The 12,018-nt window shown below is 61.8% G+C and carries 17 protein-coding genes; 8 read left to right on the top strand and 9 right to left on the bottom strand.

The annotated features are described in order from the left end of the window. Window positions 1-10: 10 nt before the first annotated feature. On the top strand, window positions 11-919 hold the full coding sequence (locus N7607_RS04835; RefSeq protein ID WP_279868276.1) for a LysR substrate-binding domain-containing protein: 909 nt from the start codon (window positions 11-13) through the stop codon (window positions 917-919). Between the two features lie 57 nt (window positions 920-976). On the opposite strand, the gene N7607_RS04830 is transcribed toward N7607_RS04835, so the two are convergent. From N7607_RS04830 to N7607_RS04820, 3 genes are read right to left on the bottom strand one after another with little or no spacing between them, the layout of a single operon-like run. Beyond that, on the bottom strand, window positions 977-1,594 hold the full coding sequence (locus N7607_RS04830) for an SOS response-associated peptidase (RefSeq protein WP_279868277.1): 618 nt from the start codon (window positions 1,592-1,594) through the stop codon (window positions 977-979). A 42-nt stretch (window positions 1,595-1,636) separates the two neighbouring features. Next, a complete protein-coding gene (locus N7607_RS04825; protein WP_279868278.1) occupies window positions 1,637-1,897 on the bottom strand; it encodes a DUF2007 domain-containing protein in 261 nt (86 codons plus the stop codon). Beyond that, window positions 1,897-2,079, bottom strand: coding sequence for a CPXCG motif-containing cysteine-rich protein (locus N7607_RS04820; RefSeq protein ID WP_137971223.1), 183 nt, complete (start codon window positions 2,077-2,079; stop codon window positions 1,897-1,899). Before N7607_RS04820 ends, N7607_RS04825 begins: the two co-directional genes overlap by 1 nt. A gap of 269 nt (window positions 2,080-2,348) precedes the next feature. Between N7607_RS04820 and N7607_RS04815 the strand changes: the two genes are divergently transcribed. The 4 genes from N7607_RS04815 (at window position 2,349) to N7607_RS04800 (ending at window position 5,874) form a co-directional block, all read left to right on the top strand. Beyond that, complete coding sequence (locus tag N7607_RS04815; protein ID WP_279924015.1) at window positions 2,349-2,693, top strand: hypothetical protein; 345 nt, start codon at window positions 2,349-2,351, stop codon at window positions 2,691-2,693. A 66-nt stretch (window positions 2,694-2,759) separates the two neighbouring features. Further along, the gene (locus N7607_RS04810) at window positions 2,760-3,665 is read left to right on the top strand and encodes a M23 family metallopeptidase (protein ID WP_279868282.1); all 906 of its coding nucleotides are present in this window, start codon (window positions 2,760-2,762) and stop codon (window positions 3,663-3,665) included. A gap of 333 nt (window positions 3,666-3,998) precedes the next feature. After that, window positions 3,999-4,520: a hypothetical protein gene (locus N7607_RS04805; protein ID WP_279868284.1), complete on the top strand. Its 522-nt coding sequence runs from the start codon at window positions 3,999-4,001 to the stop codon at window positions 4,518-4,520. Between the two features lie 187 nt (window positions 4,521-4,707). Next, on the top strand, window positions 4,708-5,874 hold the full coding sequence (locus N7607_RS04800; protein ID WP_279868385.1) for a 1-acyl-sn-glycerol-3-phosphate acyltransferase: 1,167 nt from the start codon (window positions 4,708-4,710) through the stop codon (window positions 5,872-5,874). Between the two features lie 61 nt (window positions 5,875-5,935). Here the strand turns inward: N7607_RS04800 and N7607_RS04795 are convergent, their stop codons facing one another. Next, window positions 5,936-6,223: a hypothetical protein gene (locus N7607_RS04795; protein ID WP_279868285.1), complete on the bottom strand. Its 288-nt coding sequence runs from the start codon at window positions 6,221-6,223 to the stop codon at window positions 5,936-5,938. Between the two features lie 340 nt (window positions 6,224-6,563). On the opposite strand from N7607_RS04795, the gene N7607_RS04790 reads away from it, so the two are divergent. After that, entirely contained in the window at window positions 6,564-6,770 is a 207-nt protein-coding gene (locus N7607_RS04790; protein WP_279868288.1) for a hypothetical protein, read from the top strand. A 68-nt stretch (window positions 6,771-6,838) separates the two neighbouring features. On the opposite strand, the gene N7607_RS04785 is transcribed toward N7607_RS04790, so the two are convergent. Further along, a complete protein-coding gene (locus N7607_RS04785; RefSeq protein WP_137971200.1) occupies window positions 6,839-7,426 on the bottom strand; it encodes a YajG family lipoprotein in 588 nt (195 codons plus the stop codon). Between the two features lie 161 nt (window positions 7,427-7,587). Here N7607_RS04785 and N7607_RS04780 point away from each other — a divergent pair, with 161 nt between their 5' ends. Next, window positions 7,588-7,824 carry a hypothetical protein gene (locus N7607_RS04780; RefSeq protein ID WP_279868291.1) on the top strand — a complete coding sequence of 79 codons (237 nt, stop codon included), beginning with the start codon at window positions 7,588-7,590 and terminating at the stop codon, window positions 7,822-7,824. 55 nt (window positions 7,825-7,879) lie between these two features. On the opposite strand, the gene mqo is transcribed toward N7607_RS04780, so the two are convergent. The 4 genes from mqo to N7607_RS04760 all read right to left on the bottom strand — a co-directional run bounded on the left by mqo (window position 7,880) and on the right by N7607_RS04760 (window position 11,192). Then, window positions 7,880-9,367 (bottom strand): malate dehydrogenase (quinone), encoded by a 1,488-nt coding sequence (gene mqo / locus N7607_RS04775; RefSeq protein ID WP_279868293.1) that lies wholly within the window; start codon window positions 9,365-9,367, stop codon window positions 7,880-7,882. A gap of 379 nt (window positions 9,368-9,746) precedes the next feature. Continuing rightward, window positions 9,747-10,034: a PA4642 family protein gene (locus tag N7607_RS04770; RefSeq protein ID WP_279868295.1), complete on the bottom strand. Its 288-nt coding sequence runs from the start codon at window positions 10,032-10,034 to the stop codon at window positions 9,747-9,749. Between the two features lie 105 nt (window positions 10,035-10,139). Further along, on the bottom strand, window positions 10,140-10,634 hold the full coding sequence (locus N7607_RS04765) for a WbuC family cupin fold metalloprotein (protein ID WP_279868297.1): 495 nt from the start codon (window positions 10,632-10,634) through the stop codon (window positions 10,140-10,142). Then, complete coding sequence (locus N7607_RS04760) at window positions 10,635-11,192, bottom strand: hypoxanthine-guanine phosphoribosyltransferase (protein WP_279868299.1); 558 nt, start codon at window positions 11,190-11,192, stop codon at window positions 10,635-10,637. A gap of 187 nt (window positions 11,193-11,379) precedes the next feature. Here N7607_RS04760 and upp point away from each other — a divergent pair, with 187 nt between their 5' ends. Then, window positions 11,380-12,018 (top strand): uracil phosphoribosyltransferase, encoded by a 639-nt coding sequence (gene upp / locus N7607_RS04755; protein ID WP_279868302.1) that lies wholly within the window; start codon window positions 11,380-11,382, stop codon window positions 12,016-12,018.

The raw sequence follows: 12,018 nt of genomic DNA, 5'->3' as shown, positions 1-12,018 counted from the left end.
GGGATAATCGATGAGCAACTGGGAAGGCCTGGACGAGTTCGTCGCGGTCGCCGAATGCGGCCGTTTCGCCGCCGCAGCGCAGCGTCTAGGGCTATCTACCTCGCAGGTCAGCCGCCAGGTGGCGCGCCTCGAGGAACGCCTGCAGACCCGCCTGTTCTACCGCAGCACGCGCAAGGTGACGCTGACCGAGGCCGGGCAGACCTTCCTGCAGCACTGCCAACGCCTGCAGGACGCCCGCGAGGAAGCGCTGCGCGCCATCGGCGACCTCAACGACGAACCCAAGGGTCTGCTGCGCATGACCTGCGCGGTGGCCTACGGCGAGCGCTTCATCGTGCCGCTAGTCAACCAGTTCATGGCGCACCATCCCCAGCTGCGAGTGGAGATCGAACTGAGCAACCAGACCCTCGACCTGCTGCACAGCAGCATGGACCTGGCCATTCGCCTCGGCCGTTTGCAGGACTCGCGACTGGTCGCTACCCGCCTGGCACCACGGGTCATGCATCTGTGCGCGGCGCCCGCCTACCTGGAGCGCTACGGCCGACCGCACTCGCTGTCCGAATTGGGCCGGCACAACTGCCTGGTCGGCAGCAGCGATCAGTGGAGCTTCCAGCAGGACGGGCGCGAGCTGAGCCAACGAGTGCAGGGCAACTGGCGCTGCAACAGCGGCGAGGCGGTACTCGACGCCGCCCTGCGCGGCTTCGGCCTGTGCCAGTTGCCGGACTACTACGTACAGCCGCACCTGCGCAGCGGCGCGCTGGTCGACCTGCTGCCGCAACAGCGCCCTCCGCACACCGCCGTATGGGCGCTCTACCCACAGCAGCGCCACCTCTCACCCAAGGTGCGCCTGCTGGTAGAGCTACTAAAGGAAGGCCTGGCCCAGCGCCCGGAATACCACGAAGCAAACATCCCCACCCCGTAGGGTGGACTCAGGAGCGCAGCGAACAGTCCACCATTCACTCCCAAGTGACGATCCCACCTACCCCGGAGTAAGACACTCCGGCCCCTCGAATGCAGGATCATTGATCAGCGTACTCAGCACCCGCTCGCGCAACTGGGGCTGCGGCGCCACCAACAACGTCTGCAACTGCTCGACCGAGGCCTGCGGATCGAGCCAAACGCGGGTAGCGGCCTGGTCGAGCAACACCGGGCGGCGCAGATAGTTGGCCGGCGCGGTAATCATCGCCACGCTCAGGTAGGTCTGCCCCGCCGTCGGGTAGGCCTCCCACAGGCCGGCGAAGTACAGCAGCCCCTCGCTACTCATCCAGTACGGACGCTTGTGGTTGGCCTGACCGCGCCATTCATAGAAGCCGTTGGCCGGCAGCAAGCAACGGCGCTGACGGAAGGCCTCGCGGAACATCGGCTGCTCGGCCAGCGTCTCGGCACGGGCATGGGCCGGCGCCTTGCTGAAGTCGTCGAGCCAGGCCGGGGTCAGCCCCCAGCGCCCCGCCGCCGCCTGCAGCTCGCCTTCAGGCTGATGGATGAACAGCACCTGGGCGCCGGGCGACAGATTCCAGCGCTGCGGAAAGCCTTCGGGAAAACCCAGCAGGCTCGACAGGGCCTGGGGCCAACGGAACAGGGCGTAGCGTCCACTCATGGGTAGCGGTGTTTCCAGCAACAGAAAAAGGCGACAGAACAATCAGCAGAGCAGCACGCCGGGAAAACCCTCGGGATCTTCACCCGGCAGTGGCGCGGCGGCATTGTACGCGGCGATCAGTCGACGCGCGTGCTCGGCATCGTCGTCCTCCACCAGCAGACCCAGTAGGCCCAGCGCCGGCAGCTCCCCCACCGCACCGAGCAAATGCCGCCCGGCCAGATGCGCCTCCACCCCCTCGCTGGCCAGCACCCCGACCAGCAACTCGGCCTCCAGCAGATCCTGCGGCTCGTAGATGCGCTGCATCAATCGTCCTCCCGACGCACATCCAGCGACCACTCCTCACCATCGGTGCGCAGGTCGAAAACAATCGGCCGGCAACACACCGGGCAGTCCTCGACATACTCCTGGTCACCCGCGGAGAGATCGAGCAAGGCCTCGGCCTGTTCCCAGCAATAGGGGCACTGGTACAGCTGTGATTCCAGCATTGCGGCCTCCGGGTGATCTGCCTCTGTGGGTGTTGCCGCCTTCCGCCCAGCCTCTTGAAGAACAGTAGCTTGCCGAATGGCTGATCGCTCATAGGCTCACCAAAGCCCGACTACTTATGGACTTGGTAGGCACTAGACAGTGCTGCTTACCTTATGGCTATCTTGACCAACTGCTGTATTGCTGTTTGTCTGCCGCACTACCGCTCTCCTCGCTTGCTGCCATGGTTTTTCAAGGAGCTAGAGCCATATAGGAATGTTAGGCACACCAGATGATCATGTTCGAGTCCGAGTCAGAACTTCTACAAAAAATCGCGGAACATGACGACCTTGTGCGGCAATGCGCCCTAGGCAAAATTTCATTTACCGAATTCCGTCAAAAATATAGAAATTTCTACTCAAACTATGCGCTTGACGGACACGAATCCGACACAGAAGAAAAAGCTCTTTTCGAAAAGCATGAAAAGCGAATTGAGCCGCACCTAGTAATCGAATACGAGATACTCGGCAAGATCTGCCCAGACTCAGATGCAGAGCTTGATGTTTACAAAAAAGCTGGCCGCATTGGCTCCACCGAAGCAGTCGAAAGACTAAAGAAAATTCAGTTAAGTACCTAACAACGCGTTCGATCTTCGCTCTCTGAACAGTCAAAAGCAGCAAGCCAGATGCATACAAGGAAAGTTATGCAACACAAGCTGTATATCTCCATACTCTTGATCACAACAGCACTCTCCTGCAATTCTTTCGGCCAAGAGCTTTACAAATACAAAGATAAAAACGGCCGATGGGTATTCAGTGACAAACGACCTGAGGAAACACAACAGGCAGAAAGTCTGACGCATATCAAACCCAAAGAAACGCAACAGAGACCTAAAATATACGCACAAAAGTGCGACAACAGACATTACTTGATTGCGGACAATCCCTATCATGCGCCTGTTGAATTTCGAGTAGTCTCTTCAGCTTTCGAAACCGGTTCGAAAACATATATCGTACCCAGCGCAAAGCAGGAGGTCCTTTATGAAAATAGCGCGGTGATGCCGCCGTATCGCTATGCTTGGCAGCTGGGTGACCCAGCCTCCATGGAAACCAACTACCTGTACTCTTCACCCACACCATCAAAAATGCTGTACGAAATAACACAGTCATTTAACGGTGCCTTCTCACACACAGACATACAAAACAACTATGCCGTCGATATTTCCATGCCCGTCGGCACTGATATCAGCGCCGCTAGGGACGGGATCGTCATCTGGACAAAAGATGATTACCACATGAGCGGCAGAACCGAATATTTCCTCAACAAAGCCAACTACGTAAGCATTTTGCACGAGGATGGCACATACGCCACATACGCACACCTACTAATGGGCAGCATCAAAGTCAAGCCTGGTGACAATGTCAAAGTTGGGGACACTCTAGCCCGCTCCGGCTCATCCGGATACTCAACCGGCCCTCACCTGCACTTCGTAATACGCAAGAACACTGGTTTAAAAGCAGTGTCCATACCCTTTAACTTTACAGACCGAAATGGAATTGCTTTTGTGCCGATAGAAGGCATGAAAATAGAAGGGGGGATATCTCCCTGATCACGCACTCGTCACGTGCAGCTGGGTAGTCAGGCAGGCTCAAGACGCCGGAACAGCTCACCCACACCCTGCGCTACATTTTCGCCTTTCACTTTGTTATGACAGGTGGTGACCTTCGTACTCTCAAAGACATTCTTGGGCATGCCAATAAAATCAGCACGATGATCTATGCGCAAAACACGGTTCCTTAATCCGCTCTCTCTTTCGGCCATGCGAACGATGGACACAGACCATAGCCCTACGTAATGTACACTCGCTCCGCGCCGGTGTAACCGTCGCTTAGCTACCTAGGAATCCATCAGTTCAACGAGCTGAACACGAACAGGGAATGTCATGCAGTTGAAAAGCTTCTTCTCCTTCCTCTTCGCGGTACTGCTAGGTGTGGCATTGGCCGTGGTGGCAAAAATCGGCTTCATCCTACCCAGCGTGCTGCCTATGACCGACCTATTCATGCTCATCCTAAAGTCACCAGTCGGGAAGTTTGCTCTAGAAACGCGTGGCGGTGAGGGAGGCATGATGATTGCCATTGCTCTTCGCGCTTTTGCGTTTAGCGTTGTAATCGGGGCACTATCCGGAGTAATAGTTCGAAAGCTCAGATTCAAGCGTGCCTTCTGCTATTCAGCACTTTGGGTACCGTTGGGCGATATAGTTCTGGGTTATCTTCAGGCATCCACCGCAGCTAGCTCCTTTGCAGGGCAACTGGCTGTAATGCAGAAAAGCATTGGCCTAGCGATCTGGGCTGATCTTTGGATTTACGGCTGGTACTTCTTAGCGCTCTACATCTCTTTCGTCATCGCCAACCGCATAGCATTACTTATTGCCCGCCCTCTGCCAGAGTCCGCGCCTGTCGGTTAGCTCTGTGTGAAGCATCACAGGGTCTCGTAGTCATTGCGTAGACATTCGGTAGTCAATCGGCGACTGAGTCACGCCTAGCGAGCCCAGCATTCGGGGCTTTCGCCGGCCCCATGTGACTTGCCGGTATAATCGCCGGTCTATTGCAGGCCCGCGCACGGGCATTCCAAGCAGCCGAATAATGAGAAACATGATGGGCGAATTCGATTCCATCCGACCCTACGCCGACCACGAAGTCCCCGCCGTACTGGCGCGTCTGTTGAGCGACGACACCTTTCTCGGCGCCCTGACCCGCTTTCGCTTCCCGCGCCTGGCCGGGCCATTCGGCTGGCTACTCAAGCCGCTCATAGCCTATCGCCTGCGTTGCGAGACGGCCGGCATCAATTCGGTGGATGCCCTGCAGGCACGCATCGAACCGTATATCGACCGCACCGTGGAGCGCGCCACCGATGGCATCAGCTTCGCCGGGCTGGAGCGGCTGCAGGCGGGCACGCCCTATCTGTTCCTGGCCAACCACCGCGACATCGTGATGGACCCGGCCTTCGTCAACTACGCGGTGTTCCATGCCGAGCTGCCGACCCCACGCATCGCCATCGGCGACAACCTGCTGCAGCGCCCCTTCGTCAGCGACCTGATGCGCCTGAACAAGAGTTTCATCGTGCACCGCAGCGTGACCGGGCGGCGCGAGAAGCTGGCGGCCTTCCAGCTGCTGTCGGCGTACATCAATCACTCGATCCGCGAGGAAGGCCAGTCGATCTGGATCGCCCAGGCCGAGGGCCGAGCCAAGGACGGCGACGACCGTACCGATTCGGCGATCCTCAAGATGTTCCACATGAGCCGCAAGGACGAGCCGTTCGCCGAAGTGCTCGGCTCACTGAATCTGGTGCCGGTGTCGATCAGTTACGAGTACGACCCCTGCGACCAGGCCAAGGCCCGCGAGCTGCAATTGCGCGCCAGTACCGGCAGCTACGAGAAGGCGCCTGGCGAGGACGATGCCAGCATTGCCTTGGGCATCACCGGCTACAAGGGCCGCGTCCATGTGCAGTTTGGCGAGCCGGTGCGCGAAGGCTTCGAAGATGCCAAGCAGTTGGCGGCGCTGATGGATCAACACATTCTCGGCGGCTACCGGCTGTTCCCGGTGCACCACCTGGCCTACGCCGAGTGGGACGAGCGCGATGCTGAGTTGCAGGTGCCCGCGGCCGAGCAACTGTTCCCTGCTGCCGAGCTGGCTAAGGCCCGCGCCGAATGGCAGCGCCGCTTGGACGCCTGCCCCGTCGAGCAGCGCCCCTGGCTGATCCGCCAGTACGCCACCCCGGTACGCAACCAGTACCGCATCAAGGCCGGGTTGCCGCTGTAAGCGAGTGCCCGAAAGCAAAACGGCAGCCATCAGGCTGCCGTTTTTTTTTACGCGAAAGGCTTCAGAAGCCTGTGCTAGTCCACGACAGCACCAGTGCCACGATCAGAGTGGCGCCACCAAAACCGTAGAAGAAGCGGTTGATACGCTGGGTCGGCTCGTCCAGCAGCGTGGCCTCCTCGTCGATCTCGTCCAGCTCGCTGCCGGTGGCCAGGCGGGCAACCGCACGCTGCTCCCGCAGGCGGGTGGCCAGCAGCAGCCAGCTGCCGGCGACGGCAAAGAACAGCGCCAGGCCGTTGAGCACTTGCCCGGGATAGGTCGAGAACAGGGTCCAGAGGTACTGCAGGGACACGCGAATCACCTCAATAGGAGAAAATGCACCATCGACAGGAAATGCTGGCACCAGAAGCGGGCAAAGGAGGCCCGTCCAGCTCTGGCATGCCCCTCGGGGCCGCTCGTCGGGGCACCAGAAACAGGCGGCGCCTTGGTCGGCAAGGCTGCAGGGCCCGCATTTGGCGGGCGGCAGTCTACTGGAACCCGCCTGGTTATGAACTACGTTCCGACGAACGTTGATCCTTATCACCAAATTGTCTGAAAACGTTCATCCAACTGGCCTAGGGTTTGTTTCTCCATCCGTGACTATCCAGTCACAGTGGTGACGGAGCGAAATCCATAACAGCGGAGGACCCGCCATGCTCAACCCGCAACCTGTTGACCGCGACTATCTCATCGACTCTCTGGAGGAGGTGGAAGCCGTGGTAGATGAACTCTCCTTCAACGTGCAGGACTACCACTGGCTGGTGTACTGCGCCCTGGGTGGTCACGAGCACTACGACCTGCCGGACATCGACGAGCGCACCGGTTTCAGCCTGCCCGAGCTCTATGCCGAAGCGGCCTGAGCAGGAGGCCTGACCCGATCATGAAAAAGCCCGGCGATGCCGGGCTTTTTCGTTGCGCAGGATGCGCCTTACTGCTGGCCGAGCATCTGGCCGATGGTCGGGTCCTTGAAGGTGCGGGTCAGGGCGTCACTGAGGACGTCGCTGATCAGCTTGGTGTTGGTTTCCTGGTTCGGCGCCATGCCGAAGCGCTGGTTCAGCGAGGCGCCGTAGCGGCCGCTGTAGCGACGGGCGCTGTTCTGCACATCGGCGCGGAAGGTGGCGCTGATGTCGGCCTCGGTGACGTACATGCCTTCTTTCGGCGACTGATATTTCAGTTCGGCCAGGGTCAGGGTCAGTTGGGGCGCGTTGTAGGCGTTCTGGCTCGGCGTGAAGCCGAGCAGGCGCACCGCCGCTTCGGCCTCGGCCTGCAGGCGCGGCAGGATGTCCTGGCCTTGCACGCTGATGGCGCTGGTTTCCGGGTACAGGCCGCCGCGGGTGCCGAGTACCGGCGACGGGCGACCGTCCGCAACGCGCACCACGACCGGCTGGCCCTGGCCGACGGCCACCAGCGCGGCGTTGAGCTTGGGCTGCGGACGCAGCTGCTGCGGGCTGTGGGCGCAGCCGACGAGGGCGACGCCGAGAGCGCCTAGCAGACCGAACAACAGGTGTTTCTTCATGAGCGATCTCCAGAAGGTGGCTGCGGAAAATGGCCGGCAGTATACCCACCGCTCCGCTGGGCCGACAGCTGTGTTTCAGACCCTCGCCGAGGCCGTGCGGTTCCTGTCATCGCCCTGTCACCGCCGCATGCGATAAGACTCCGGCACCCGAAGGAGAATCGATGATGATGAGTCTATGGTCCCTGCTTACCCCGCGCGCCAGGATGCGCCGGTTCGCCCTGCTGGATGCCACGGGCACCTGCCGCGCGCTGCGCCAGGCGCGCGAACTGCCTGCCGAGGCGGGCTGGGTGGAAGTGCGCGAACTGCGCAACCAGTGGCTGGGCCAGGTGCTACCGCTGGAGGCGATGCTCACGCCGCGCCACACCGGCATGCGCCCGCGCCCCGCCCTCGCTGCCTGAGCTCCAGGCATGAAAAAAGCCGCCCGAGGGCGGCTTTTTCGTTGGCGCTGCAGACTCAGGCGAGCTGCAGGGCCTTGTCGCTCTGCTCGCTGACCGAACGGTACAGCGCGGCGTCTTCTTCCAGCACCTTCTCGCGGGCCGGGAAGATTTCCTTGAGCTTGGCGGCCCAGGCATCGCTACCGGCTTGCGCGGCGAAGCAGCGCTCGATCAGGTTGAGCATGATCGATACGGTGACCGAAGCACCCGGCGAGGCGCCCAGCAGCGCGGCGATGGTGCCGTCCTCGGCCGCCACCAGCTCGGTGCCGAACTGCAGAATGCCGCCTTTCTTGGGGTCCTTCTTGATGATCTGCACGCGCTGGCCGGCGATTTCCAGGCGCCAGTCGGCCGGGTTCAGGTTCGGATAGAACTTGCGCAGGGATTCCAGGCGCTGTTCCGGCGACTGCAGCACTTCCTTGATCAGGTAGCGAGTCAGGTCGAAGTTGTCGCGCGCCACGGCCAGCATCGGGCCGATGTTGCTCGGGCGTACCGACAGCGGCAGATCGAGGAACGAACCGTACTTGAGGAACTTGGTGGTGAAGCCGGCGTAGGGGCCGAACAGCAGCGAGGTCTTGCCGTCCACCACGCGGGTGTCTAGGTGCGGCACGGACATGGGCGGTGCGCCCACTTCGGCCTGGCTGTAGACCTTGGCCTGGTGCTGCTTGACCACTTCCGGGTTGTCGCAACGCAGCCACTGGCCGCTCACCGGGAAGCCGCCGAAGCCCTTGCCTTCCGGAATGCCGGACATCTGCAGCAGCGGCAGTGCACCGCCGCCAGCGCCGAGGAAGACGAACTTGGCCTTGATCTCGCGCTGCTCGCCGCTCTTGGTGTTCTTGACCTCGGCGCTCCAGCCTTCGGCGGTGCGCGCAAGGCCGGTGACCTTCTGGCTGTAGCTGACGGTGGTGCCGCCCTGCTGCGCAAGGTACTGCAGCAGCTGGTTGGTCAGGGCGCCGAAGTTGACGTCGGTGCCGTTCAGCGCGCGGGTCGCGGCGATGCGCTCGTTGGCATCGCGGCCCTGCATCATCAGCGGCATCCACTCGGCCATGGCGGCCTTGTCTTCGGTGTATTCCATGCTGGCGAACGCGTGATGCTGGGTCAGCGCGGCATGGCGGGTCTTGAGGAAGCCGACATCCTTCTCGCCGCGCACGAAGCTCAGATGCGGCACCGGATTGATGAAGTTCTTCGGCGAGCCGAACGCGCTCTTGCCGCACAGGTACGACCAGAACTGCTTGGAAACCTCGAACTGGGTGTTGATCTGCACCGCCTTCTTGATGTCCACCGAACCATCCGCCGCCTGCGGCGTGTAGTTCAGCTCACAGAGGCCGGCGTGGCCGGTACCCGCGTTGTTCCACGGGTTGGAGCTCTCGATGGCGCCGGAGGAGCGCAGTTCGGCGATCTCCAGCTTGAGGTTGGGGTCCAGCTCCTTGAGCAGCACCGCCAGGGTGGCGCTCATGATGCCGGCCCCGACCAGCAGCACATCCACAGTTTCGTGATTGACTTGCGTCATTAACGCTTCTCCAAGATCTGCAGTACCAAGCCGCTGACATCGGCCTTTTGAGCCGCGCACCGACGTCTAATCACTGGCAGCCAGACGGGTGTCTGGAGCTTCGGAGGGCTCGCACCGTGGCCGATGATTTGGCCTGACCGATCCCGAGCAACCTCGTCCGGCGCGCACCGCCTGTGGGCGATCCGCGCGTTCAATTCTTCACTTCCCGACAGAGCTCGAAGGCTCTGCAACGACCCTTCAGCGGGGCGCGCAAGACACGCGCCAGACCAGCTGCCGCGCCGGCTCGGGAGATTTACGGCGCGCACAATACCACTATTGCCGCGGGCTCAGTCGCAAAAAATGCACGAACCCCGGCGGACGGTCATTTTTTCTACGGCTCTCAGACTTTTGCCGCTTTAACGGCTTCCACGTAGGGCTCGGCCAGGCGCTGGTCCTGGATCAGGGCGATGAAATCCTGACCCTGGGCATCTTTGGCATCCAGGTCGTAGCCGGCCTGCTTGAAGAAGGTCAGGAACTTCTCGAAGTCGTCGATGCGCAGACCGCGGTAGGCCTTGACCAGCTTGTGCAGGGACGGCGGGGTGTCATCCGCCGGCTCGACGTCGAGGAACAGCTTGATCGAGTCGTCGCTGATCTCTTCGCCAATCACCTGTTTCTTGTCTTTACGCATCACGCACTCCAGCTAGCGGACATCACGGGGGCCGGCAGTTTACCCTCGCCCCGTGCGCCGCTCAACGCGACTAAAGGCTGCAGCCAGACGGCCCGCGGACCGCGTCTAGACCGGCGAGTCGCCGGCCGGCGGGAACTGCGCACGCATCCAGGCCAGGTAAGCGGCTACCCCAGCCTCGCCCTCGCGCGGCGCCCAGGCGGCCTGCTCGGCCGCGACCAGCGGGCGATAGGGGCCGGCCTTGCATTCGAAGAGGATGCTGTCGGCGCTCAGTACCACCAGGGCGTGGAACTGGCCCGGGGCGAGGTCGACACCCTGGCAGTCACCGCCGGCTTCGAGCAGGCGGGTCTGCTGCACGCTGCCGTCTTCGGCGAACAGCAGCAGGCCGATGCGCCCCTGCAGCACCAGCAGGGCCTCGGCCTTGTCGGCGGAGAGATGCCGATGGGGAGGAATATAGGTATCGGGCTGCAGCCCCACCGCCATTCGGTGGCAGGGCTCGCTCATGTCGTGCAGGTTGTGGTGGGCGCGCCGGCGCGGGGCCTCTGCGGCCTTGCCCGCCAGTTCGGCGAACAGGGCGCGGTCGAGAAACACCGGCGCCCGCACTTACAGGCCTTTTACCGCGAAGATGCCCGCGGCGTTGCGCCAGTAGCCCTTGTAGTCCATGCCGTAGCCGAAGATGAAGCGGTCCTCGCAGGGCAGGCCGACGTAATCGGCCTTGAGGTCCGGGCGGGCCTTGCGGTCGTGGGTCTTGTCGATCAGCACGGCGGTGTGCACGGCGCTGGCGCCGGCGTGCTTGCAGAACTCGATGATGGCCGAGAGGGTGTGCCCCTCGTCGAGGATGTCGTCGATGATCAGCACTTCGCGGTCGATGAAGGAGATTTCCGGCTTGGCCTTCCAGAACAGCTCGCCGCCGGTGGTCTCGCTGCGGTAGCGGGTGGCGTGCAGGTACGACAGTTCCAGCGGGAAGTTCAGCTTGGGCAGCAGCTTGCCGGCGAAGATCAGCCCGCCGTTCATCACGCAGAACACCACCGGATTGCTCTCGGCCAGCTCGGCGCTGATGGTCGCGCCGAGCTGCTCGATGGCAGCCTCGACCTGGGCCTCGGTGAACAGACAATCGGCTTCGGCCATGACTTGGCGGATGTGGGCGAGATCGGCGGACATGACGCGCTCCGGAAAGGTGAAAGGGACTGATCAAAAAATGGCCGGCAAAGGTACTCAGATGGGCGCCCGAGGGCAAGTCCGGGCGTACATTTCCTGACCATCAGCTCAGACAAACCAGTAAACTGCGCGGCCTCCAGCTGGTATTACACTCTAGCCAGAATTTCCTTTCCGCCCCGGAGAACTCCGCATGCCCATTCGTGAGATCCGCCATCCGCTGATCCGCCACAAGATCGGCCTGATGCGCCGCGCCGACATCAGCACCAAGAACTTCCGCGAACTGGCCCAGGAAGTGGGCGCCCTGCTGACCTACGAGGCGACCAACGACCTGCCGCTGGAGAACTACGAGATCCAGGGCTGGGCCGGGCCGGTGCAGGTGGAGAAGATTGCCGGCAAGAAGATCACCGTGGTACCGATCCTGCGCGCCGGCATCGGCATGCTCGAGGGCGTGCTCAGCCTGGTGCCGGGTGCCAAGGTCAGCGCCGTGGGCATCGCCCGTAACGAGGAAACCCTGCAGGCGCACACCTACCTGGAGAAGCTGGCGCCGGAGATCGACGAGCGCCTGGCGCTGATCGTCGACCCGATGCTCGCCACCGGCGGTTCCATGGTCGCCACCATCGACCTGCTGAAGAAGGCCGGCTGCAAGGAAATCCGCGCCATGGTGCTGGTCGCCGCCCCCGAGGGCATCAAGAAGGTCGAGGACGCTCACCCGGACGTGACCATCTATACCGCCTCCATCGACCAGTGCCTCAACGAGCACGGCTACATCATTCCCGGCCTGGGCGATGCCGGCGACAAGATCTTCGGCACCAAGCAGAAGGACGCCTGA

The organism is Pseudomonas sp. GD04019 (assembly GCF_029837695.1).
Classification (GTDB): Bacteria; Pseudomonadota; Gammaproteobacteria; order Pseudomonadales; family Pseudomonadaceae; genus Aquipseudomonas.
Note: the sequence above shows the minus strand (reverse complement) of the source record. Positions and strands in the feature narration are given on the sequence as shown.